16 protein-coding genes and 1 pseudogene are annotated in these 25,036 nt (G+C 57.4%); 8 read left to right on the top strand and 9 right to left on the bottom strand.

What is annotated here, in order from left to right; all coding sequences use genetic code 11:
• Positions 1-32: 32 nt before the first annotated feature.
• From mads2 (HBJ55_RS07955) to mads8, 6 genes are read left to right on the top strand one after another with little or no spacing between them, the layout of a single operon-like run.
• On the top strand, positions 33-2,039 hold the full coding sequence (mads2, locus tag HBJ55_RS07955) for a methylation-associated defense system DNA methyltransferase MAD2 (RefSeq protein ID WP_167112840.1): 2,007 nt from the start codon (positions 33-35) through the stop codon (positions 2,037-2,039).
• Positions 2,036-4,054: a methylation-associated defense system DNA methyltransferase MAD2 gene (gene mads2 / locus HBJ55_RS07950; RefSeq protein ID WP_167112838.1), complete on the top strand. Its 2,019-nt coding sequence runs from the start codon at positions 2,036-2,038 to the stop codon at positions 4,052-4,054. Before mads2 (HBJ55_RS07955) ends, mads2 (HBJ55_RS07950) begins: the two co-directional genes overlap by 4 nt.
• Positions 4,051-5,448 carry a methylation-associated defense system restriction endonuclease subunit S MAD5 gene (gene mads5 / locus HBJ55_RS07945; protein WP_167112836.1) on the top strand — a complete coding sequence of 466 codons (1,398 nt, stop codon included), beginning with the start codon at positions 4,051-4,053 and terminating at the stop codon, positions 5,446-5,448. Before mads2 (HBJ55_RS07950) ends, mads5 begins: the two co-directional genes overlap by 4 nt.
• Entirely contained in the window at positions 5,448-9,611 is a 4,164-nt protein-coding gene (gene mads6, locus HBJ55_RS07940) for a methylation-associated defense system protein kinase MAD6 (protein ID WP_167112834.1), read from the top strand. The genes mads5 and mads6 overlap by 1 nt, the downstream gene beginning before the upstream one ends.
• Positions 9,601-11,283 carry a methylation-associated defense system protein MAD7 gene (gene mads7 / locus HBJ55_RS07935; protein WP_167112832.1) on the top strand — a complete coding sequence of 561 codons (1,683 nt, stop codon included), beginning with the start codon at positions 9,601-9,603 and terminating at the stop codon, positions 11,281-11,283. The genes mads6 and mads7 overlap by 11 nt, the downstream gene beginning before the upstream one ends.
• The gene (gene mads8 / locus HBJ55_RS07930) at positions 11,280-16,754 is read left to right on the top strand and encodes a methylation-associated defense system ATP-binding protein MAD8 (RefSeq protein WP_167112830.1); all 5,475 of its coding nucleotides are present in this window, start codon (positions 11,280-11,282) and stop codon (positions 16,752-16,754) included. The genes mads7 and mads8 overlap by 4 nt, the downstream gene beginning before the upstream one ends.
• A 97-nt stretch (positions 16,755-16,851) precedes the next feature.
• Here mads8 and HBJ55_RS07925 read toward each other — a convergent pair whose 3' ends face one another.
• Positions 16,852-16,962 (bottom strand): JAB domain-containing protein, encoded by a 111-nt coding sequence (locus tag HBJ55_RS07925; protein ID WP_167113018.1) that lies wholly within the window; start codon positions 16,960-16,962, stop codon positions 16,852-16,854.
• A 101-nt stretch (positions 16,963-17,063) separates the two neighbouring features.
• On the opposite strand from HBJ55_RS07925, the pseudogene HBJ55_RS22695 reads away from it, so the two are divergent.
• Together HBJ55_RS22695 and HBJ55_RS07915 are read left to right on the top strand one after the other, a co-directional pair.
• Positions 17,064-17,683, top strand: a pseudogene (locus HBJ55_RS22695) (transposase); the annotation flags it as partial.
• 215 nt (positions 17,684-17,898) lie between these two features.
• Positions 17,899-18,852 (top strand): NAD(P)H-dependent oxidoreductase, encoded by a 954-nt coding sequence (locus HBJ55_RS07915; protein ID WP_167112825.1) that lies wholly within the window; start codon positions 17,899-17,901, stop codon positions 18,850-18,852.
• Positions 18,853-18,881: 29 nt separating this feature from the next.
• On the opposite strand, the gene radC is transcribed toward HBJ55_RS07915, so the two are convergent.
• The 8 genes from radC to HBJ55_RS07875 form a co-directional block, all read right to left on the bottom strand.
• Positions 18,882-19,379 (bottom strand): RadC family protein, encoded by a 498-nt coding sequence (gene radC, locus HBJ55_RS07910; RefSeq protein ID WP_167112823.1) that lies wholly within the window; start codon positions 19,377-19,379, stop codon positions 18,882-18,884.
• Between the two features lie 11 nt (positions 19,380-19,390).
• Positions 19,391-20,002 carry a lambda exonuclease family protein gene (locus HBJ55_RS07905; RefSeq protein ID WP_167112821.1) on the bottom strand — a complete coding sequence of 204 codons (612 nt, stop codon included), beginning with the start codon at positions 20,000-20,002 and terminating at the stop codon, positions 19,391-19,393.
• 111 nt (positions 20,003-20,113) lie between these two features.
• Positions 20,114-20,902 (bottom strand): ERF family protein, encoded by a 789-nt coding sequence (locus HBJ55_RS07900; RefSeq protein WP_167112819.1) that lies wholly within the window; start codon positions 20,900-20,902, stop codon positions 20,114-20,116.
• An 11-nt stretch (positions 20,903-20,913) separates the two neighbouring features.
• The gene (locus HBJ55_RS07895) at positions 20,914-21,099 is read right to left on the bottom strand and encodes a hypothetical protein (RefSeq protein ID WP_167112817.1); all 186 of its coding nucleotides are present in this window, start codon (positions 21,097-21,099) and stop codon (positions 20,914-20,916) included.
• 113 nt (positions 21,100-21,212) lie between these two features.
• Entirely contained in the window at positions 21,213-22,181 is a 969-nt protein-coding gene (locus HBJ55_RS07890; protein ID WP_167112815.1) for a DUF932 domain-containing protein, read from the bottom strand.
• Positions 22,182-22,247: 66 nt separating this feature from the next.
• The gene (locus HBJ55_RS07885) at positions 22,248-22,565 is read right to left on the bottom strand and encodes a hypothetical protein (RefSeq protein WP_167112812.1); all 318 of its coding nucleotides are present in this window, start codon (positions 22,563-22,565) and stop codon (positions 22,248-22,250) included.
• A 353-nt stretch (positions 22,566-22,918) separates the two neighbouring features.
• Positions 22,919-23,305, bottom strand: a complete 387-nt coding sequence (locus tag HBJ55_RS07880; protein ID WP_167112810.1) for a hypothetical protein — start codon at positions 23,303-23,305, stop codon at positions 22,919-22,921.
• 439 nt (positions 23,306-23,744) lie between these two features.
• Entirely contained in the window at positions 23,745-25,034 is a 1,290-nt protein-coding gene (locus tag HBJ55_RS07875) for a TRAP transporter large permease (protein WP_167112808.1), read from the bottom strand.
• Positions 25,035-25,036 lie beyond the last annotated feature (2 nt).

Genomic DNA, 25,036 nt, shown 5'->3' with positions numbered 1-25,036 from the left:
TTTGAAGCCCTGGATGTGCGGCGGAGCTACTGATGAACAGGATGATGAGCAATGAGGTTGGCGAAAGCGCGATACCAGCAGGGTATACGCTTGACTATGTCACAGGAAGGAAAATAAAAGAGACAAAGAAAGAGCTGGTACGCCAGCGAATCGCCCGTGCTTTGATTCATGAGTATGGCTTTTCTCCAGAAGATATGGAAATTGGTTACAAATCCAAGGGGAGAAAAAAAATAGATATAGCCATATTTGGCCATGAAAAAGAACATATTCCAGAAAATCTGCGCCGAGCAGTTGTATGCCGACCTGAACCTGTCTTGGGTAAAAATGCGGCCAGGATTCGAGATTTTGAGCAAGCAAAAAAAGACCTTGAAGAGATCGAGGCTATCATGCTTGAAATGGAGACTGTTCAGTATGGCCTCTGGACCAACGGCTTCGAGTTCTTTTTCTTAGAGAAGCAACAGAGTCGCTTTGAGACGAAGTGCAATCCTGTTGGCGATTGGCCAATGGCGGAAGAGTCAGTTGGCACTAAAGATGTTGTCTCCGATGCCCACACCCGCATCGCCGACAAAGAGATGCTCAAGATTACCTTTCGGCGTTGCCACAACTTCATCCACGGAAACGAGGGGATGCCCAAGGACGCCGCCTTCTGGCAGTTCCTCTATCTGATTTTCTGCAAGATGCACGATGAGAACCTGCGTGCCAAGCAGCGACAGGCCTGGCAGCGTCGATTCTGGGCTGGCCCCAAGGAGCAGTTCGAGGAGCAAGGCCGCAAGGATATCCGTATTCGTATCGAGGCGCTGTTCACTGAGGTTAAGAAGCATTACAAGAACATATTTCGAGGCAACGAAGAGATCACCCTCTCCAACCGGGCGCTGGCTTTTATCGTTTCTGAGTTGGCCAAGTACGATTTCACCCGCACGGATGTCGATGCCAAGGGTGTTGCCTATCAGGAACTGGTGGGCGTCAACCTCCGCGGCGACCGTGGTCAGTATTTCACTCCCCGGGGCGTCGTGAAGCTCGTCATTGAAATGCTCGACCCCAAAGAGAACGAGAGCCTTTTAGATCCGGCTTGTGGGACAGGTGGCTTCCTGGTCGCCTCGCTAGGGCACATGCTGAAGAAATTTCGCGACGACCAGGATACCCAGGCTGGGAACGAAAGCACTACTGAATTCTTGAATGTCCATGAGCGGTTGAAAGAGTATGCTGCTGCCAACGTCTTCGGAACGGACTTCGATCCCTTCCTTATCCGCGCCGCTCAGATGAACATGGTGCTAGCGGGTGACGGCCGGGGTCATATATACAACATCAACTCCCTGGAGTTTCCGCTGGGGTACCTGGATGATTTGCCTGCTGCGAAGAAGGAGATCCCGTTGGGTTCGGTGGATATCATTGCCACCAATCCCCCCTTCGGCTCCGACATCCCGATTACCGACAAGCACATTCTGGAGCAGTACGAGCTGGCTCATAATTGGGAACCGGACGGCGAAGGTGGTTTCCGTAACACCGGCGTCCTCAAGGGCAGTGTTGCACCTGAAATTCTATTCATCGAGCGCTGCATAAAATGGCTGAAACCGGGAACCGGTCGCATGGGGATCGTTCTTCCGGATGGCATTCTTGGCAACCCGGCGGCGGAATATATTCGCTGGTGGATCATGCGTGAAACCCAGGTGCTTGCCTCCGTCGATCTGCCGGTGGAAGCTTTCATCGCCGAGGCCAATGTCAACATCCTTACCAGCCTGTTGTTCCTGCGCCGCAAGGATAATCAAGAGAAGCATCGTGAGGCGCTGGGCGGGGGCGAGGAATACCCAGTCTTCATGGCTGTGGCCGATAAAGTTGGTTTCGACCGCCGCGGCAACAAGCTCTATAAACGCACCCCGGACGGCGAAGAGATTGTCGAGCCCAAGAAACATATCGAACGCATCCGTATCGGCGGACGCTTCGTGGAACGGGTTCTGACCCGCAGTGAAAAGATCGAGGACAACGATCTGCCGGTCATCGCTGAGAAGTACCGCGAATTTCTCAGGGAGCAGAACGGATGACCGGTCTAGACGACATCATTGTACTCCCGCAGGATGCTGCCGAAGAGAGCGGCCTGGATAACTTTTTCATTGACATCCTGACCGGCAACAAGGAAAGCGCCTCGGCCAAGAAGCTGCTGGTGCAGAAGGTTTTGCGCCAGCTCATCGAGAGCTACGGCTTTGATCGGAACGACCTGGAGGTCAACTACAACCCCCAGATCCCCGGCCAGGGGCGCAAGCGCATCGACATAGCGATTTTCCACCCCGATGCTGAGCACAACAACGACAACCTGCAGCGGATCATCGTCTGCAAGAATCAGAAAATGCGCGACAAGCTCCGCTCTATTGCCGAGGCCGACGCCGACCTGCGCGAGCTCAAGGAGCTGCTGGAGCTGATCCCTGGCGCGACACTGGGCATGTGGGCCAACGGCCAGGAGGAGTTCCTGTTCCAGGTCGAGCGCACACGCTTCGAGGTCCGAGCCAAGCCCCTGGGCGTCTGGCCGGTTCCGGGCGAACGCACCACCGATCTCGACCGCACCGGCGGTGTCATTCAGGTCAGCGCCGAGGCGGAAGACCTGGAAGACGCCCTGTTGCGCTGCCGCCAGTATCTGAACCGCAACCTGGGGCTCGACCACAAGGATTCCTTCAAGCAGTTGGCCGTGCTGATGCTGGCCAAGATCCACGATGAGACCCTGCCCAACGGCGAGCGCAGATTCTGGATCAGGGGCGACGAGCCTTTCACCGACGCAGGCCAACAGGCCATTGCCCAGCGCATCAGCGAATCCATTGCCGCCGCCAAGGCCTGGCAACCGAACCTGCTGACCCGTGGTTGGGATCTGACGTTGGAACCCCACGAGACCGCCCGCGTGGTCATGGAGCTGGCCCGCTATAACTTAAGCGAAACGCAGCCCCGTTACCGTACCGGGGCCTTCCGTGCGGTTGCCCGCAGCGTGATGGACGGCCGTGAGGGCCGCTACCCCACGCCGCTCAACGTGGCCGAAATGGCGGTGGAGATGCTCGACCCGCAACCCGGCGAACGCATCATGGACTGCTCCAGCGGCACCGGCACCTTCCTGGCCATGACCGCCGCACACATCTTCATGAAAAAACTGGCCGCCATGGGCACTACGCCTGAAGAAGCCACCAACGAACAGATCCGCCAGTCGCAAAACGAAACCGCCGCCTGGGCGGCCAGCAATGCCCTGGGCTGCGACATCGATCCCTTCCTGGCCGTGGCCAGCCGCATGAATCTGCTGTTCACCACCGGCAATCCTGGCCGCGTGTTCCGCATCGACGCCCGCACCTTCCCGGATGGCGATCTGGATGGCATCGAAGCCGCCCGCCCGGCCATACCGCTGGGCAGCATGGATATCGTTCTGCTCAACCCCTGGTTCTCGACCCAAGACACGGTGAGCGACACCTCCATTCTGGAGTGCTATGACCTGGGCAACAACTGGGAGCGCGACGAAGAACATGGATTCCGCAACACCGGCAACCTGAGCACTGGCGGCGTGCCGCCCGAGGTGCTGTTCATCGAACGCGCCCTGCAATGGGTGAAGCCCGGCACCGGCCGAGTGGGTATCCTGCTGCCTGATGGCTTGCTGGGCAATCCCGGCGATGAGTACGTGCGCTGGTGGATTCTGCGCCACTGCGAGGTCATGGCCTCGGTTGACCTGCCGGTGGAGCCTTTCAAGGTCACCGTCAAGGAGTATGGCCTAACGCCCGCCTTGCCCAGCCTGCTGGTGCTGCGCCGCCGTAGCCAGGAAGAGCTGATCAATACCGAACACCCGGAATACAAGGTCTTCATGGCCGTGGTGGATCGGGCCGGTGTCGACGCCCGGGGCACTCTCCTGTTCCAGCGAGCCCCCGATGGTGAGGAACTGGTTTTCAATGAGGAAGTGATCGAGCGGGTTCGTGAAGGCGGCGAAGTGGAAATTCGCCAGACCATGCGCCGAAACTGCCGCATTCATGACGAGCTGCCGCTGGTGGCAGAGAAATACAAGGAATTCCGCGCAACCGGCGAGGTGCCGTTATGAGCCGACAGTTCCAAATAAAAGCCGTGCCAAGTAGCTGGATTGAAAAACAGGGGCATCGACTCGATTGCGGTCCATATATGTCGGGCGCAATGGAGGCAAGAGAAATCCTGAGCCAGCTACCAGCAAGAAAAGACCATCTGCAAAACCTAACCAAGGGTGGCATGTCTGGGATCATAAACGCAGGGCGTATCACCCGCCTCTGGGTGGACGATTATCAACATGGATATCCTTTTCTATCGAGCACAGACATTCTTCAGGCTGACCTCAGCACCATCAGTCATATTGCAAAATCGGTTGCGCGTCAGAACAGTCAGCTCCTGATCAAGGATCGCTGGACACTCATTACACGGTCCGGATCAATTGGGCGAATGGCTTATTCACGTGCCGATATGAATGGAATGGCATGTACAGAGGATGTTTTGAGAGTCATCCCGGACGAGAGCAAGGTCAAGCCAGGCTACATATACGCCTACCTTGGCACTAAATTCGGCTTGCCCATCGTAACCTCAGGCACCTATGGCTCGATAATTACGCACCTAGAACCTCATCATATTGCTGATTTACCTGTCCCGCGCTTGGGCGCAGTGGAAGACGAAGCTCATGAACTAATTCAACAAGCGGCAGACTTGAGGACAGAGGCAAGCCAGCTAATTGCCGAGCAGGTTAAGACTTTAGAAGAGGAAATTGCAGGAGGCACGATCGCTTGGGAGCACAATAAGCCACAGGCATTCAGCATCGAGGCAAGAACAGTCAGTGGCTTCGCAAATCGTTTAGATGCTTTTCACCACATTGGGTTTGTAGGTGAAGCCGAGAAGAAAGCCAACGTTCCACTGATTGACATAGCAGATGTCGCGGCGGCACTGCGCCCCCCGATTTTCAAAAGAGTTCATGTTCAGGAAGGTGGCTACGAGTTTCTTGGCGGCGCCGATGTGATGACGATGGGCCAGAAGAGCGAAGACAGAATTTCTGCCAAGACAAAGCACATAGACAAGTTCATCGTCAAGCAAGGCCAAGTTCTTTTTCAGTGCGTAGGGCAAAGATATGGAATCTTTGGCCGGCCGACACTCGCAAACCGCAATCTGATTGGAAAAGCGGTCTCGGAGCATCAAATTCGAATCACGCCACATGATTTGAAAGACGCTGGATACGTGTTCACCTATCTGGCGACTGGTTTCGGACTTCGATTCTTGCTCAAAAATTCTTCGGGAACGTCAATTCCTGTGCTTCAGGAAGACGGTGCTAGAAGGATTCAAATCTATTGGCCTGACGCGAAGAAGCGACATCAGATTAGCGCCATAGCAGAAAAAGCTTGGGAGAACAGAGCGCGAGCCGTCGAATTGGAGGAGGAGGCCCGCTCCCTCGTCGAACGTGCTATCGAGGAGGGCGGTCGCTAATGGCGAAGGTCATACCCATCGGGCAACCCGCGAACGAATCTGAGCGCCAGGCCATCGGTTTCCTTCGGGATCATCTCCCCGAGGGCTGGCTGATCTTTCACAACTTCGAGATGCGCCAAGGCCAGGAGGTGTTCGAAATTGACGTCGCCATTCTCGCGCCTCACGCGATGTACCTGGTGGATGTCAAAGGAACGCGGGGTAATATCGATGTGTATGGCTCCAAGTGGTATCCCGAAGGGCGGCAGCCGTTTCACTCTCCCTTGGCCAAGCTGCGGCACCATGCCAAGGTGCTGGCGAGCATCATCAAGGAGAGCCACAAGGGACAGCTCGAGCTGCGCAAGGCCCATGTGCATGCCGCCGTGCTGCTCACCGCCGATGACGCCGCCGTGTTCGACCAGGCGGGCATCGACAGCCCGGACGTGACCGACTTCAAGCACTGCCTGAAATACTTCCGCGACGCGAGCCGTATCCCCGAAAACCGGCTGGACAACATCACCCGCTTCCACTCCCAGATTGCTAAGGCGATCACCGGCAATGCCAAACCCAAGAGTGCGGCGCTGGTGTTCCGGGACTGGCAGGTGGAAGAGAAGCTGGGCGGCACCGACCGCTACACCGAGTACCGCGCCAAGCACAACCTGTTGGGCAAGAGCGGCGGCATGGCCCGTCTGAGGGTCTACCAAGCCGATCCTTATCAGGACGAAGCCGCCCGCAAGGAAGAGTTCAAGAAGATCAGCAATGCCTATCGCGCCGTGGCGCACATGCCGACCCACGCCAACGTGCTTGCGGTGAAGGATCTGTTCGTCTCCGACGATGAAGATAAGGTGGTGCTAGTCACCGAGGACCTGCCCGGCCAGGCCCTGCGCCTGCACATCAACAAGGCCTCCCTGGCGCTGACCTTTGACCAGAAGCTCCAGCTGATGCGCGACGTGCTTTCGGCCCTGGATCATGCGCACCGGCATGAGGTGATCCACCGCAACCTCACCCCGGATGCCGTTCTGGTGACCAAGGGCGGCCAGGCCCGGGTAACAGGTTTCGATTTCGCCCGGGTGGGCAAGAACCGCACCTCCACCATCGCCGATCAGGTGGTGGATGACCTGGAAGTTGCCTACCAGGCTCCGGAGTGCTTCAAGGACCCGGCCCAGGCCAGCATCGCCTCCGACCTCTACGCCGCCGGGCTGATCTTTTACGAGCTGCTGACTGGCGAACTGCCCTTTGAGAGCGTCGACCAGATGATGGAGGCCGACGGCAAATTCCCCATGAAGCCCTCGGAGTACAAGCCGGACCTGCCCAAGGGAGTCGACGAGTGGCTGCAGAAATTCTGCGAGTTCGACCCCGAGGAACGGCACACCAGCGCGGCCATCGCCCGCAAGGGCTTGGATGACCTGATTCTGCCCGAGGCCAAGAACGACTCTGCCCCGGATGTGAGCGGACAGGCCGTGGCCCAGCCGCAGCCTCCCGATAACCTGATGAACCTGCCGCAGGATTTCATCCTGGGGGATCGCTTTCGCATTCAGAAGAAGCTAGGCAGCGGCGGCTTCGGTGTGGCCTACAAGGTGTTCGATTCTCTGGGTGATGTTGTGCGGGTTATCAAGCTGGTAACCAAGGACCGCCGCAGCGTGTACGAGCGGCTGCGCCGCGAATACAAGACCCTGACTAATCTCCCCGACCATCCGCATGTGGTGAAGGTGATCTGGGCGGACCGCATGGCCGACACCAAGCAGACGCCGTATATCGTCTTTGAGTATGTGGAAGGTCTGGATGTCTCCGATCTGATCGATGCCGAGGCGCTGTCACTGGATGATGCCGTGCGCATCGTGCGCGAGGCCGCCGATGGACTGGCCCATCTTCACAAGCACGGCGTTTACCATCAGGACGTTAAGCCCTCCAACCTGCTGTGGACCGATAAGGGCGTTCGCATCATTGATTTCAATGTCGCGGTCTCCGAAAACGACGAGGTTCAAGGCGGTGGCGGCACGCGTCGCTACCTGCCGCCGGACTACAATTACTCCTCCGAGCCGGATGCTTCGGATCGGATGGACCGCGACCTCTATGCCCTGGGCATCTCCTTCTACGAGTGCCTGACCGGTAAGTATCCTTTCGACGACCCGACGCCGCCGATCAAGACTCAGCCCAAGGACCCTAAGCAGTTCAAAGGCTGCGCCGACCTCAGCTCGTCGCTGGTCAATGTGCTGGTGAAGATGATCGCGCCGGAGCGCAAGGAGCGCTACACCTCAGTCGATGAGTTCTTGACCGCCATGGCCAAGGTCAAGCGCTTGCGCTCGGTGCTGACCACCGGCGAGATTAGTGCCGGACCCAAGGTGGTGTCCAAGCTGGGCTTCGAGCCGACCAAGCCCAACACCAACCCCTTTGTTACCCATCTGCTGACCCTCTACAGCCAGAGCCAGGTGTCCAACGCGGGCACCCGTGGCCTCGACGAAGTTGGTAAGGCCACCTACGTGCCGACCTATCTGGATGAAAAACTCAAGCCCGCGCTACTCAAGGGCGAGTTCCGCTTAGTCATCATCAGCGGTAACGCCGGTGACGGCAAGACGGCCTTCATTCAGCAGTTCGAGGCCTTTGCCGAGAGCAAGGGAGCACAGATGCAGCGCGGCGCGAATGGGGCTGTGTTCCAGCTTAAGGGCCATACCTACCAGAGCAACTATGATGGCAGTCAGGATGAAGGCGACGAGCGTAACGATGCCGTGCTGCAGAAGTTCTTTGCTCCCTTCGCGGGAAAGGACGCCTCCGGCTGGCCCGAGAACCAGACCCGCCTGATCGCGATCAACGAGGGGCGGCTGGTCGATTTCTTCCTGGAGCATGAAGAGGAGTTCCCGCTGCTCGCCAAGCAGATCCAGCAGGGCTTGGCCGGAGCCGCTCCTGAAAGCGGTATCGCGGTCATCAACCTCAACCTGCGCTCGGTGGTCGCCGAACCCGAGGAAGGTCAGCCGTCGATTCTGGAGCGGCTGATTGCCCGCATGACGCAGCAGGAATACTGGCAGGCCTGCGAGAAGTGTGACCTCAAGGGCAAGTGCTTTGCCTACCATAACGCCCGGACCTTCCAGGACCCGGTTGCCGGACCCAAGGTGATCGAGCGCCTGAAGATGCTCTACACCATTACCCACCTGCGCGGGCGACTGCATATCACCATGCGCGACCTACGTTCGGCGCTAGCCTTCATGCTCGTGGGCACCCAGGACTGCGACGGCATTCACCAGCTCTATCAGAACGGCGGTGAAGAGACCCAGAATCGCATCCTTGACGGTTTCTATTTCAACTCGTGGCTTGGCGGGGCGGAAGGCTCCAATGACCGGCTGATTGCTTTGCTGCGCGAGATCGATGTTGCCGAAGTCAGCAACCCCGATCTGGACCGCGAGCTTGGCTTCCTCAATCCCAAGACCAAGGCCATGAGCCGCTTTACGTTCGCGGAGCGAGCTGGGTATGACAATGAGCTGGTGGAGACACTGTTCCGCAATCTCCCTCGCGATTACTCGTCGAAGAACCGCGGTCGATTGATCGCCAAGCACCGGAATTACCTCTCACACATGCGCCGTCGCCATTTCTTCGAATGCCGGGATAGTCAGGAAAACCGTCCTTGGGAAAAGATGCTTCCATATGGGCATATTGATCCCTTCTTAAAAGCCATCGAGGAATCTGGTGCGAAGAGTCAGGATGAGGTAACCACTATTCTCCGTGCCATCAACCGAGGCGAAGGTCTGAGCGATCCAGCGCGGCTGGGCAACCAGTTGGCGCTGCGTGTTCGCCAGGTGGATAAGGGCACCATCCTCAGCTACCGTCTCTTCGATGGCGACCATTTCACGCTTCGTACCGAACAGGAAACGGCAGCGCATCCATTCCTCGAGTGCCTGTCTCAGGCGCTGGTGCTGCTTTACGACTCCGGTGACGGCCACAAGGCCAGCCTGCGCATCAATCTAGACATCTATGAAATGCTGATGCGGCTAAACAACGGCTATCGTCCCAGCATCGAGGAGCAGGAAGGTTTCTATCTGAGTCTGGCGGTATTCAAGAACCTGCTAGCTTCAGTTCCATACAAGGAAGTATTGTTAACAAAAGCAGGACACAAGTTTTACGAGATTCGCCGGGAGAATGACGGCCGACTGGTGATGGAAGTATCAGAGAAGGGGGCTGGATACCATGTCAATTAAGGGGCGCGACAAGGAGTTCAGAATCCCAAAGGTCTCTTATCTCGATTTCAAATATATCGAGATGGACCGTGTGTTAACGATGCTCTTTCCTCGCCTCAAGTATGAGGGGTACGCCAGTCGCAGGCCCCCCAGGGGTGGAGACCTTTCTGTAGATGAGTTTCTGGAAGACTTTCTAGAGCATCCAGAGTGGTTTGCCGGCTTCGACAAACACCCCGATATTACTCGCGCATGGATTGAAACCGACCTCATGGACTTGGTCAATCGCGGCAAGAGCAACCAGGCGCTTGCGGCGCCCAGGCCGTTGCACGGCAACACCTACAAGTTCCGCAACGCCAAGCATACCCGTGATTACGGCGCTGCCGAGCAGATCCACTGGATGCTTTTCTATGCCCGCAAAGGCAAGGGCCAAGCGGCGCGAGATGCCTTGAAGCGCTTCTTTTTCCCGGGAATCGACCTGGTGACGGACCGCTACGATCCCAACGCCTCCGTAGACGTGGAAACGCAGGCCATCCTGCGTCTGGATCATCAGGTTACCCAGGACATGAAGGACTCCAAGGAGCCCTCGCGCTTCCAGCCGCTGTGTATCGGCCAGGCCGATATTATGGCCGACGATATTCTGCGGCTACTGGCCTATGAGCCCTATATTCCGCGTTCGGTGCTGGTGGATTACCTCAAAACTCTGATGGCATTCCATCTGGCGGTTTACCACCTCAAGCTGCTGCAGATGCTGCCCAAGCTGGTGAAACAGCGCTCCGGCAACGATCTCTGCACCGCCCAGGAATGCCCGATCAACCCGGGCCTCGACAATGCATTGGAAGGCTGTCCTTATCGCGTGGCGCTGGTCGTGGACATGGGCGAGGTCAACAATCCGCACATGGCCGAGTTGGCTCGCAAGTCCACTGACCGGCTCTATCGTCAGATACCAGCCTTTGTTCAGGCCAATTTCGTCGTCAAGAAGCTCGATGAAATGGCGGAATACCTGAGCAAGAAGACGGGCAAGCTGGCTACCCCTGGTGGCGGCGTGTTTACCGTTGGCGATCTGGTATCCCTGCTGAAGCCCGAGCACGATACCGAGCGCCAAGCCTACTTCAAATTCCGTCTGGCGAGCCTGATCGAGGAATCGACCTCCGGGAACGAGGACGTCGATCCGGAGATCCGGGAAGTCACTGGCATGGGCCTGGGCGAGTTCGAATCCTTCATCGAAATCCTGATGGCATATCGCGGCAAGTATCATCGCCAGTACATCACTGAGTGCCTAGACTCTCTGCTGCTGAAGAACAAAGAGAACGGCCTGCTGGCCCAATCCCGGACCAAGGGAAGCCCTCGGCGATTTGTGCTAGGAAGTAAACTGCTCGAAGTTCTCCTCCAGGTGGCTGTGCTCACCCAGGATGGCGGGCGTTTCGTGACCCGCGAGGTCCGCATCGAGGAATTGCTGGCTTTTTTGAGAAACCGCTACGGCCTTCACATCGACCGGCTTCCGGAAGGAGCTCAGGGCAACAGCAGCATTCTCGACAGACGCGCCCTGCGCCTCAACCTCGAAGCCTTCAAGCGCCGCCTGCGTGAAATCGGGTTCTACGAGGACATGTCGGATGCCTACGTGACCCAAAAGGTATCACCCCGCTATGCCATTGAGAGAAATGACGGAACTGATAAGAACGGGAGGCACGCATGAGTAACGCGTTCACCAAGCTTTCCCAGGATAAATTGAACGCGGCGGTAGCTGGTCTGCTGTGCCCTCGTATCGAAGCGATCCTGGGTGATCGTGGCCCAGGCCACTGCATGCGGGTCACCGATCTTGATGACGATGTCATGGAGTCGGTTTGCAAGGAACTGCGGAGAACCTGGCCCGACGGAAACATCTTTATCCTTGGTAGCCATGACCAAGAAGGCATGCCTTTCCGAGTGACCTCCACCAAGCTGGTGGAACTGCGTAACCCTGACGCGGACGGCGAGCTGCGTCAGCCTTTGCTGGTATTCATACCGACCTCGCTCCGTACCAGCGCCGAGGACTCTTTTGGCGTAGCGACCTTCGAGGAGCTGGCTTTCACCGGCATCTACGAGGACCTGATCGACTCGCTGCTTGACCGGCTCCCGGCAACGCTGGTCGGCCATGTCCGCGATCTTTTGGGCATCCTCACTGAGGAAGAATGGCTGTTTGCCGACGATGTTTCCCGCGTGCGGTATCTGCTCACCGCGCTCGAAAACGGGATTGACGGAGAAACCCTCGGGGCCAGCCTGTATGAATTAACGTTGATTCCGGACTTCAAGCTCTTTGCCGATCCCTGCATGGTCAATAGCAAGATTCGCCGCAACCTCGGCAGTGTCCGCAGTCTGATGACCTCGCACAAGTCGGTGCGTGGCCGTATTGTCGATCTGAGGCTCAGCGATAAGGCATTGGAGTCGCGCCTATTCGCCTACTTTGAAAAATACGATGTCCAGGAGCCCGAGCCCTGGACGCCGCTCATCGCGACCGACAAGAGCTGGTGGAGCATATCTTTCGACAAATGGACCTTCCAGGAAGAACTTTCGCTGGACAAGGTTCTTCTGACGGTACTGGAGACCGACTTGCCGGTCGTTGAGGAGGATGAGACCGACGATCAACTCTCCGGCCTCATCGGGCAACAGGTTCTGGTCCCGAACGACCGCCGTAAAATGAACGTGGTGTTCGAGATTTACCCTCACCCCGGCAAGGTCAGCGGGCTTGATCATTTTACGGTGCAAATCATTTCACAGAATGACGGCCCGGTAGGAAAATCAAAAAAGGTCAAAGCCTGGTCGCCCAACCGCCTGCAATGCACGACCAACCTGGCCAAACTCAATAAAATCGAATTTGAGGAAGGATGGCATTTCATCCGTGTAATGCCTTGGACGGCCGATGGCGACCCGATTCCGTTGGAGGCGGATTCCGCCTCCGAGGGGGCTAAACGCTCTTACGAGAGCGAACCTTTCTACGTCCTGCCCGGTGGCAACATTGAGGAAGAACCACCGCAACGCGCCATACCCATTGAGCAGAGCCTGGAGCATGCACATTTCCGGCTGCAACTGACTGCCCTGGGCGATGAACGCGATCCCGATGATATCGCGATCAGTGGTGTCGCCTGGGCCGAGGGCGGTCGTTCCAAGAAGACCTCCCGCCAGGAAACCTTGCACGCTAAATTCGGTCGTGAGGGAGCGGTTCAGATCCCGCTTTCACGTATGCTCAAAACCATCGAGCAGCGCATCTTGGCGGAGCCCAAGCACCTGTCAGGGTGGCGAATGCAGATCAACCTGGATACCGCCGAGCCGCCCTCCGAGGTTGGACTCACGCTGCCATCTTCCGCCGCGATGGCTTCCTTTCTGGCTGCCCGCGAAGAGTTTTTTGCAGCGGTGCGCAAAGATGCTGCCGAGCTAATCATGCAGGGGCTGTCGTTCCGGGTCTCGGAAAAGGAAAGCCTCGCGTATGCTGAAAGCTACCTTGACCTGGTCAGGAACCTCATCCGTCAGGCCGAGACGACTCCCGGTGCCGAGCGTCAGCAACACTTGCAAGCGCTCAGAAACGTGCTGGCCGTTGACTCCATTCATGTCATCTTGACCGACTTCCGTGGTAGGCATCGCGAGGCTGTGTTGGTCTCCCCAACCCATCCGCTCCGTGCCTTGTGGCTGAGCAGTTGGGTCGCCCTGGGCAAGGACTGGATCGAGAGAATCAAGGCAGGTGGGAAAGATCACATTCCTCACGTCCGTTCCGCGCTGTTGGATGGCCTTGCGCCCTCTGCCTATCCGGTCGGTATTCCCGTCGAGGATGGCCGCATCTTCACGCCGGTGGACAACCTGAATGCGTTTTGGGCGCTCTATGCCCCGACCACCGAGGAGAATTCCCGTGGTCTGATGGCGGAGATCTGTTCGGCCCTCGGCTTGGCCGAGCCCTCTGCGGCGGGGACCGATATTTCCGGAAAGGTCATTGCGGACAAGATCGAGCGCTATCTCTCCCAGCATCCGTATGTGCGAGAGCTATCGCTGAACATCTTCAACCCCGGTGCCGGTTCGGTGATTGCGGAGGCCTTGATATCGCTCCAGCAGAAGCGTGAGCATGCCGATTTGCGTTATGACATCCGGCTCTTTACCTCCGATCCCGACTCGCCGGTTTTAGGTGAGGCGCTTGAATCCATGGTCCGTCCTGGAGCGACGGTGAACGAGGCCGCCGATGCGTTTGCGACTTCAACCGGCAGCCATCTGTTTTCCAAACTGAACTTGGCCAAGCACTCGCTGAATGAATTCCATGCAAATTCCAAGGAGTTTCCTGCGCACATCAGTGTTCTTCTGGATGTGTTTCCTGCCGAGGAACTTTCCATTGCCGAGAAAGCGATGGGGGTGACTCCGCTGCATGGTTTGATACAGGACTTCGACACCGAATTCGTTGATGACGATTCGGGTACCTTCTGGCATAAGCGGCCGATTGTAGGGCGCTCACTCGGCCCCCTTTTTAGTCAAACAGATAGCCACGCAGCATGTTTCGATCTGTTGTCGTCGCTGAGCCGTCACCTCTGTTTTGCCACCTCAGCGGTTGCTGCTTCTGGTGCCAGCTTCAAGGCCGTACCCGTCGTGACCCTTGGCCTCGATGTAGCCCAACGAGAGCTGATCTACGAGGTTCACCAGATCAGCGATTGGGTGTTCACCATCGACCGAAATATGGGGATTGAGTTTTTCGACCATGGCGGCAGGAAGAATAGACCGGACTATCTGATTGACTATGTGCCGGGAGCCAGCTCCCAGGCGACACACAATCTGATCATCTCCTCGCGCTCAAACGATGAGCTGGAGGCCATGCTGAAGCCGGTGCTGCTTGAGCACGGCTTGGCCGCCGACGGTGAGCAGTCGGTTCAGATACTGGCAAACCTGAGGTCACTTTCGGGCCAGCTCGCCCTGAAACTGATTTCCGCACGCACGCAACAGGCGGAGGCTCTTGGTCTGGCACTGGCGCGGCTCTATCTCGAGTATCAGGGCGCATTGAGCAATCAGGTCATTGTGCCGTTGGACGCTCACACGGACCTCTACCGCGCAAGCGGAGAGTCAGACGACGTCAACGATGCCATCAGCCTCCAACGCACCGACTTGGGTTTGTTCGATTTGGATTTGAACGCCAGGACGATCACTTGCAACCTGGTCGAGGTGAAGTGTTATGCGCAGGTCGGCGACTTTGCGGCCTTCAACCAACTGAAGGAGCGGATCTCCGCCCAAATCAATCAGAGTGAGCGCATCCTCCAGCGCCACTTCGACCCGGCTCTGAAAAAGCCGGACCGGCCGGATAGGTTGCTCAAGAGCCGGGAGCTGGCTAAGCTCCTTCGGTTCTATCTGGAACGCTCACTGCGTTACGGGATCTTTGATGGGACTGCCGCACAGGAAGCGCGAGGGCTACTTGAATCCATTGAACAGGGCTACTCGCTTCAATTCAGACGGTGCGCCTTGATCTTCGACTTTGACAAGGCCGGAACCGAGGCTCCGGATAACGAAGTGGGCATTGAATTCCACCGCATCGGCAAGGATCTCATTCACTCCTTGCTGGAAAATTGCCGTAAGCCTGTGTCCGTCGAGATTGAGGAGGAGCCGACCGCCCATCTCCTGAGCGAGCAGTTCATTCCGAACGTGCCGAAGCTCGAGACAGCCGCTTTCATCGCACCCAAGAGAGCCCGCTCAACGTCCTGGACGGTGGATGAGCTTTGGAACGAAGAGCCGGAGGCACCAATCATCCAGTCAACATCTCCTGCCGCAGAGGAAACACCTGCACCCGACCAAGAAGAAAAGGAAGAACAGGCGGAACCCGTCGAGCAAGCACCTCGACCTTCCACCATTGCACCAGAAGAAGAAAAAGAAGGCGAACAGCCCGCCACCGTTGCTGTTGAACCTGAAGTACCTGTTCAACCCGAGCTTGAAGCGCCGGAGCATCCGACACCCGAGCCCGCGCCTCAAGCCGATGTCAGCTATGACATCATGCTGGGCGTTAATGGTGACTCGCCCCAGTACGGATTGCTTGGAGAGGTTTCCGGCAGGAAAATCGCGCTGGACCTCAACCATACCCACACGATCAGCCTCTTTGGGGTTCAAGGCGGCGGCAAGAGCTACACCCTTGGAACAGTCATTGAGATGGCCTCCATGCCGCTGAAGCACATCAATGTGCTGCCAAGCCCGCTCGCCACGGTCATTTTTCATTACAGCCCGACGCAGGATTATGCGCCGGAGTTTACTTCGATGATCAATGCCAACTCGGTGGATGAAGAGATCCGCATCCTTCGTGAGCGTTACAAAGCCAACCCGGAAGCCCTGAAAGATGTCCTGATACTTACTCCGGCAAACAAGGTGGATGAGCGCCGGGCCGAGTACCCGGATATTGAGGTTAAGCCGATTGCTTTTTCTGCCTCCGAACTCAAGGCGGCGCACTGGAAGTTCCTAATGGGAGCGATTGGCAGTCAGAGCATGTATATGCGGCAAATCAATCTCATCATGAGGGGGCTGCGGGACAACCTGACCCTGGATGCCCTGCAAGCAGGCATCGATAACTCTGGTCTATCCGATCATCTGAAAGAGTTGGCCCGGACACGTCTGCTTTTCGCCAGCGAATATATCGATGACAACCAGCGGCTTCAGGATCTAATTCGCCCAGGCCGGTTGGTTATCGTCGATTTGCGTGATGAATACATCGAAAAGGATGAGGCCCTCGGTCTATTCGTGGTAATGCTTCAGATTTTCTCAGAAGCAACCTACCAGGGAAGCGCCTTTAACAAACTTGTAGTTTTTGATGAAGCCCACAAGTACATCGAGAATGATGACTTGGTATCCGGTTTGGTAGAGGTCGTCCGTGAGATGCGACATAAAGGGACTAGTATCATGGTGGCCTCTCAGGATCCGCCATCGGTTCCTGTATCTCTGATCGAGCTGTCATCACAGATCATCATGCATAAATTCAACTCGCCAGCCTGGCTGAAGCATATTCAGAAGGCGAATGCAGCTCTAGGTGAGTTGACCTCCGACAAGATGAGCCATCTCGGCACCGGTGAAGCCTACGTGTGGTCAAGTAAGTCTTCTGATGATGCATTCAGTCGTGGTGCTGTCAAAATAAAATGTAGACCTCGTATCACACAACATGGTGGAAGTACAAAAACAGCGGTGTAGAGCTCCATGAAATAGGCTTGATGATTTAAAAAAATTTATATACAAGATGCCGGTGCTACCCTTCACGGGTAGCACCGGCATTATACCTAGAGTCCATTCAGATATGTCCCAGTTCGGCAAGTGACGAACACTCCTCACTCCCGACTATCACATGATCGATCACGCGTATATCCACGGTCTCCAAGGCTTCCTTAAGACGCTGAGTAATGCTCCTCTGTGTTCGGCACTACTAGCTAGATTTTTAACTGAAATCGACCTCTGTGGTACGAGAATTCAGTGGGTTATCGAATCGTGGCCAACATTCTTGTAGTTCAAACGGCGGAGCGCGATCAAAAGCTTGAGGCACAGCAAGCTGATGCTCGACAGTGGTTCGAGAAACTGGTTAACCAGTACGCCGGGCGTCGCTATCGAGGCATAAAGCTCTCCGATGCCGGCGTGACGGACAAGCTCTACAAGACCGTCACTGACGCTCACGCTGGTTATATCCTGAAGGTCGACCTGCCGGCAGAGACGTTCAGCTACATGCTGAAACAGCGAGCGCTCGATCGCGCCAGGATGACGGATGGCTAGCTGCTATTGGTCATAAATATGGCTAATCATGAGCCACAACAGATCGAGGAGCGCTTCCGAGTGCTAAAGAGCGACATCGTGATCGTCCGGTCTACCATCGGCTACCGGATCTCATCCGTGCTCATGCCCTGATCTGCGTCCTCGCCTTGGTACTTTACCGGATGCTAAGGATCCGTCTAATGGCACGCCTTCAGCCGCTGTCGCCGACGCGTGCACTTTAGATAGCCCGCATGATCCAGTTCCACTAGGCCCTGCTTCACCGTTTTGAGACGGCGAGCGGCCTGACCAAATTGAAGCCTGAACAACGTGACCTCATCGAGACGATTAGCCTGCCGACTCCTGCTGTATCACGCTTGTAGTGCCAATTTTTGAAAATGTATTATCACTTTAATCAGTAGGTTACTCTTCTTTCTGTCGAGCTCGGGCGTGCTGCCTCGAACCGTGGATTGCTGAATTTTTGGCTCGACTGCATTGCCGTTTGGCCCACTTCTCGCGGGTTAAACGCGGCCAATATACTTTCTCGTGAACGACCCGATACATATTTTCTCACGAACAATAGAAGCAGGAGCCGGCCATGAATGTCTTTATAGTTTACGCACACCACGACCCGAACTCATTCGCCAAAGCAATGCTTGACCGTGCGCTTCTCGCGTTGAGTGATCAGGGACATGAGACCTGTGTGTCGGACCTCAACGCGATGAAGTTCAAGGCAGTGACCGACGACCACGACTTCATCGCGCTGCGCCCCGAGGGCGGCCCAGGATCCGGCACCGACTATCAGACCCGGCAGCGGATAGCGTCGAAGAACCGCGGCTATTCTCAGGATATCCTCGACGAGGTCGACAAGTTGGAATGGGCAGACGCGGTCATCTTTTTGTTCCCGTATTATTTCTTCCACTTTCCCGCGATCCTGAAAGGGTGGACGGACCGCGTGCTCGCGTACGACCTCTTCTACAGCAACGACCATCCCGAGATCGGCGACTATGGTCGCGGCGGGCTGGCCGGCAAGCGGGCCATGCTCGGCGTGACATTTGGCGCGCCGCGGCCTCCAAAAGGCGCTGGGCCGAGCCGGCATTTCGAGCGGCTCGAAGCGATCCAGAGCGGTGCGCTCAATTATGTCGGGCTCGATGCGATGGCGCCGTTCGTCGCCTGGGCAGTCGCGCATGTCAGCCACGAGCAGCGGGTCGCCTATCTCGACGAGTGGGAAGGGCGCGTCCGCAGCCTGTTCACCGACGAGCCCGAGCTCCGCGCCGCGGACGGCCCGACGCCACCTCCAGAATTGCTGCTCGGTCGCCTGCGGGCCCCAGGCGACCGGGTGCGGCCCTATGGCGGCAACAAGGCGATCGCGGGAGTGGTGCTAGTCGCCCAACTCAAAGCTCCGCGACGGCGCGCAGGAGACCATCAACCAGGCTGGCCAGCAGATCGTCCAGCGTCAATTGCCAGCTACCTAGCCGAAACGGACCAATCCATACAAAAAAAGTTGATGATGGTACCGGTGCCACCCACAAGGGCAGCACCGGAGGTATGACGTGATACCTGATTCTGTCTAGACTAAGCTTATAGTTGCCCGCGCTCTGCAAATGACTCGCATCGTTCGCTACCGACCACGATGTGGTCGATAACCCGCACCTCCACCAGTCCCAGCGCTTCCTTTAGCCGCTGGGTGATGCGCCGGTCAGCGTCGCTGGGCTCGGGATCGCCCGAGGGATGATTGTGGACCAGAATTACGGCGGCGGCGTTGTGCGCCAGGGCGCGTTTCACCACCTCCCGGGGATAGACGCTGGCCGAGTCGATGGTTCCGCGAAACAGTTCCTCGAAGGAGATCACGCGGTGCTGACTGTCGAGGAACACGGCACTGAACACCTCATGCTCGTAGTCCTGCAGCAGAATCTGCAGGTACTCGAACGCCATAGCTGGCTGGGTAATCTTGCGACCCCTGGCCAGGCGGCGCCGGGCAAATGCCTTGGCGATGCTCAGGAGCTCCGCTTCGGTCACCGTGTCGGTGATTCGGTAGGTGCCGGCGGTCTCGCCGGCACTCAGTTTACGATGGTTCATGCTCTGTCTCCTCAGGCAGCCATCACTTGCGTCATGCGGCGCTCCATTTCTTCGTAAAACGCCTCCAAGCGCTCAGTGATGGTGCGAATCAGCGCCTCGTCCCGATACGCGCGCTTCACAAACAGCGGCATCCCCGGCCAGTAGCTGACGAAGTCGATCCACTCCCGTTCGCTGACCCACAGGCCGCCCTGGCACTGCGCCACGTGCTCCTGGGGCAGCTCATCGGCCAGCAGAAGTTCGATCTGGTACTTGGGCAGCTTGGTCTTGATCTCCACCAGGCCGTGGCTGTCCACCAGGCAGTCCGGTGAGTAGCCCACCCCGTGGTTGAGGATGATGCCGACTTGCTCCAGGCGAGGCAGGCCAGTCGCTTCCTGATAGAGCTCCCGGGCCACCGGTTCCAGCTCGTGGCCACGCTGGGTGTGGACGTTGCCCTGGAAGGCATCCGAGGGCTCACCGGTGATGCGCTCGCCGATCAGCTGATGCATATAGCTGATGGCACCAGTACCGAAGCCTCCCGGCCCCTTGCCCTTGACCAGCAGCGTCTTCAGCTCGGACATGGTGACGATACCGAGGCGTGCGGCATGCCATTCGGGCGTGCCCTGTTCCAATGTCAGGATCTGCATGACGATCTCCTGATGACATGACGGCATAGCGGCGAGGTTAAGCCCTCGCCGCTATATGCAGGCGTCATGGATTGGGTGATGGTGGTTGGGATGGATAGGTTTTGTGGTGAGTCAGTGGCGCTGTCGCTGGGGCACGGCGCGTTTCTGCAAGGAAGCACGCAGCTTGTCAAAGTCACTGCGTGGCACCTGCGCCACGTCGCCGTACTTGCCGACGAACCACTCCTGGGTAGTCACGGGACAGGTACTGATTAGCTGCTTCAGCTGACTCGCCTGGAACGGCGTGATCACCTTCATCGGTGGCGCCGCGCCATGGCCGTTATCGTCCTGCCCCCGGGTGGTGATATTGAGCAGTGCGCACAGCACATAGCGCTTGCCGTAGCTGGTCGATGAACCGAAGGCCTGCACGGCGTTCTTGCTGCCGCTGGTATCGGCCGGCAGCAACATGCTGGTCTCCTCGCGATGGCCGTCCTTGTGCATCAGCACGCCGGTGACCTGGATGCCACGCTCCTGGGTCTGAATACGGAAGCTCACCGCGAAGCCGTGCTGCTTCATGATCGGCCTGACGGTGTCAACGATATCCTCCAGAGTGGCGTAGGCCCCGTTGTTACTCTGGCCACGCTCGGCGATGCTCGGCAGCTCCGTCTGCATGGCCGCCATGGCGGCGCTGTAAGCCATCAGCGCCTGGCGATCGAGCACGCGCTCCTGCATCTGCAGCAGGCGTTCCATCTTGTCGATGTCGACTTCGGGATTGAGGGCGGCACGCTCGATCACCTGGATGATCGCGGTGCTCTCCTGCAGCGGTGATGCCGGCACCGGTACCGCCTCGGTGACTGCGGCCTGGCGGGTAGCCGGAGCCCGGCCGTTGGTCTTGCTGCGTGAGGATTGGCTGGGTGTGGTCATGTGACCTCCTTTTACTGATAATGCTTGAAGACATCCTGGAGCTGATCGGCAGGCACCGGCTCCAGCGACACGACCACGCGAAACACCCGGCCCTGGGCCATCACGTGGGTCTGGGCTTGCTGTTGACCAGCGCTGAGCAGCTGGCGGGTCAGCTGCGTCAGCGCCCGACAGGCCTCCAGTGAGAGGGGCAGTGGCATGGGACCTCCAGAATCGAAAAACGCCCGACCTGGTGGGGGTCGGGCGCTATGCCGTGAAAGGGAAAGGTGAACTTGGTGGACGGGACCGCAAGGGGAACGCCATCGGGTCAGGATCAGGCCACCAGCGCCATGGCGGACTCCAGGGCCTTGTCCTTGAGGCTCGCCCCCTGGCCGAACCAGGCGGAATCCATGCGGTAGTCGTTGCTGCGGGCGCGCTTCTCGTGGTCGACGTACTCGGTGATGGCGTTGAGCAGGCCCCAGGCGGTGCCTTGGGCGGTGCACAGCTGAGAGCCCCGCCCTTCGCCGTGATAGAGCTTCTGGACGCGGTTGAGGGCCCGGACGTTGGGCAGCTTGGAAGGATCGTCCAGCGGTTCCTCGGCGTTGCAGATCACCGACTGGAAGTAGGTCTTGATCTCTGCCTGGCTGACCTTGCGCTCCGCCAGCGTCTTCATGCGGTACATGAAGTCGTCCCACTGGGAGACCGAGATCCCCAACTGCTGCTTGACCCGCTGAGGATTAAACTCGGTGCTATGCGGCACCTTCACCCCTTGGCTCATGCCATCCACGGCGATGGTCAGGGTGTTGTTGCACACGACTCGTACCGAGGTGGGCGTCGCCACCGTCGCCAGGGAGCCATCACAGGACGTGGCCAGCAGCAGGTAGGCATTGACCTGATCCTGGCCCTTGATTGCCGTGCCCAGGCCGCTGCGGGCCAGCGCCCAAAACTTGCGACCGCCCTTGAGCACTCCGGCGGTCTCTAGCTCATAGCCGGCGTATTCGGTCAGGTCGCGGTAGAACTCCAGCACTTCCTCAGGCTGGACGACCTTGTAGCGTTGGGAGACCACCGACAGCGGTGCCCGGGTATCCGAGCGGTAGAGCACTTTCTGCTCCGGGAAGGAGTGGATGCTGCCCAGGTGGGCGGCGCCATCGGCGATGAAGCGCACCGGTGATTCCTCGATATGCCAGTCCATGCCGGCCTGCTGCCGCCAGACCTCCAGCGGTTGATGACGTGAGAGCTGCTGCCCCAGGCCATGCCAGGGGGTGTCGCCGACATAGGCCATTTGCTCGATCAGATGTGACATGGAAAAACTCCTAGACGAAAAAAAGCCAGCAGATCGCTGGCGGGTAGGGGGAAGGGGAGCAACGGTTCAGTCGATAACGCGGAAGGCGTGGCCGCAGCCCAGGCACAGCCAGGGCGTGCCCTCACCGGGCGGGAAGAGGTACTGCACCATCTGCTGACCGGCGGCCGCACCGGCGATGCCGCCTGATGCCGCAGCCACAACGGCGGTACTGATGCGAGTCATGGGGAAGCTGAAAGACGCCGCCATCAGGCGGCTGGGGGCGTAGAGCGAGGTGTAGGCCCCCTTCAGGGAGCCGACCAGGGCACCGGTAGCGGTCCCCAGCTTGCGGGCGGTCTCGAGGTTGATGACGCGCTGCAAGTCACAGCGCGAGCAGGGTGGGGGCATATCGGGTCTCCTGTGTTGATGGCACAAGCCCAGGGAGGGCTCGTCTCACAGGAGTGATATAGATCTGAAAATCCTTTCATTGGCCTGCATTCGTCGCTGCGCACCTCATTGAATGCAAGGTCATAATGCGAGCAGGTTGTCGACACAGAATGTGGATGCTCACGTGCCCCTCAGCACAATGACTCCGCCATTGCTGAGGCAGCTAGGCAGGCCACATGCGCTCGGTGGAGGTCAAAGTCGGCGATTGCCAGAGTTACAACTTCATTTTCATCATGCGAAACCTGGTCTGCGAAAGGCCTCCTTCTCAATCAAGCCATATCACATGAACCGTTGAATCCCTCAAAAAGCCTAGCTCATTCATTGGTAGCTATAACCGTGAACGCCTTTACGTTTGGGCAGAAGTCACGACAGACCTCAGCCCCAGCATGGTCACGCATGGCTCGCCAGCAGTGCCCGACCCTCCTGCAGTTATTGCAAACAGATTCAAGCCCTTTCAGACTCGATTTATCCAATTTCTGCGTTGAAAAGACGAAGGTCTTCATCATTGCAGGCAATAGTACCTCAGCAGCCCGGAAGTCGGGGCAACGCCGTTCATTCAAGATGCACTCCACGGCTCGCTCAAGTGGCGGGTTCATCGGATACTCTAAATCATAGATCATATCCTTCATTACCTCAGGGGCAGAGAGTTGAAGCTCGCGCACTGTACGCGTCCCCTGAATGTAGTCAGAAATTCTGCTCATCATCTTTCTCCCGTAACGATCATGAAGGTGTCAAGCCACTACTCATGTTGAGTATAATACAAAAAGAACCAAGGTGGATGACTGAGGTCAAGTTTGTATGGTTAATATAAACTATTGCCTGCTGTCAAACTATAAGTTCTGCATCACGATAGAGGACCGACTGTCCGAAAAAATGTGCGTTTATTTACAATGTTGGTCTCGGCGACGATTTTATTAATATCCCAGGCGTAAAATTTTTAGCTCGGCTTGGTTGGGAGTGGAAGAAAACTGCATCGAAACAGTAGAGAGCTCAAAAGCCGATGCTGGCATCTCGCTGGTTAAGGTAACTTGATCATCTTGCGCTCTGTAACAATGAGAAATAGCTAAGCTGATTCTTCGGTGAATATCCCCTGACCCCGCCTGGCTTCAGCTGCGCAGTATCGAGGTCAGGGGAGGGCCATTACAGACGAGAGGGAAGCCAGGTGACCAAGGCTGGGAAGGTATAGGCTAGAACCATCGTAAGGACAATCAAGCCGATAAAAGGCCAAGCCGCGGCGTAAATTTCCTTCAAACTAACCTCGCTAGGACTCGAAGCGCTGAGGGTGAACAGAGCATAGCCGAAGGGTGGAGTGATCGCTCCCAGGGTGAGGTTCAGAAGGAACAGTGTCCAGAACACAAGCGGGTCGAATCCGAAGACGGCAACCAGCGGGTTGTAGATCGGAATGAGTATCAGCATTAGCGCTATCTGATCCAGGAACATGCACAGCACGAAGGGAATCAGCATCAACAGTATTAGAGCCGCTAGCATCGAAAGATCCATAGCCGTGAGGAAGGCTATCAGTTCGTGGGTGAAGCCGGAGAAGGCCAATAATTGGGTGAGGATCTTCGAGGCTGCCATGATCAGTAAGATCATGGATGACATCAGCACAGCTCCCTTCAGGGCCTCTACCACCATCGTTACTGTGAGCTTGCGGTAGATCGCCGAGACAATCAGGGCGCCCACGACGCCGCAGGCGGCAGATTCGCTGGGTGTGGCGATGCCGAGCAGAATCAATCCTAAGACCGAGAAGATCACGAGGGAAAACGGCAACAGTGAGACAAGGGCTTTCCAAAGTGGGCGCCGTAAGCGGCCCTCATTGCGCTCAAGGTCCCGGCTAGGATCGAGGTGAAGCTGCACCTGAACATAAAGAAAGAAGAGTAGCCCTGCGACGAGGCCCGGCAACACACCGGCTGCGAGCAGAGCCGAAATTGAGGTACCCGAAAGCATGCCGATCAGCACGACGAGGAAGCTAGGGGGTATGATCGGGGCTAGGCAAGAACCGCCAAGGATGAGGCCCGCAAGCAGGCGACGATCGCCACCACGTTTCATACCCTCGACCATAACGGTGCGGCCGAGCATGGCGGCTACCGCGACAGCTGATCCAGAGAGGGCTCCAAGAAGCACCGAAATCACTACAACGATGACGTATTGCCGGCCGCGGATTCGGCCGATGATATCGTCCACCGCGTCGAAAAGTATGGCAATGCAGCCTGAACGGAAGAGCAGCTCTCCCATGAGAATAAATAGCGGCACCGTGACCAGCTCGCCTGTGGTGACAGTATCAAGTATCGACGCTGAGAAAAGCGACAGCATTTGCGGGCCCATCAGCAGGATGGCTGCGATGATGTTGAAACCGAAAAAAGCCGCAAAGACGGGAACGCCGATGATAAAAAGCCCGGCTAAGGTGAAGAGTCCGGCATAGATCGCCATGT

Origin of the sequence: Billgrantia bachuensis (assembly GCF_011742165.1) — a bacterium.
Taxonomy (GTDB): domain Bacteria; phylum Pseudomonadota; class Gammaproteobacteria; order Pseudomonadales; family Halomonadaceae; genus Halomonas; species Halomonas bachuensis.
Note: the sequence above shows the minus strand (reverse complement) of the source record. Positions and strands in the feature narration are given on the sequence as shown.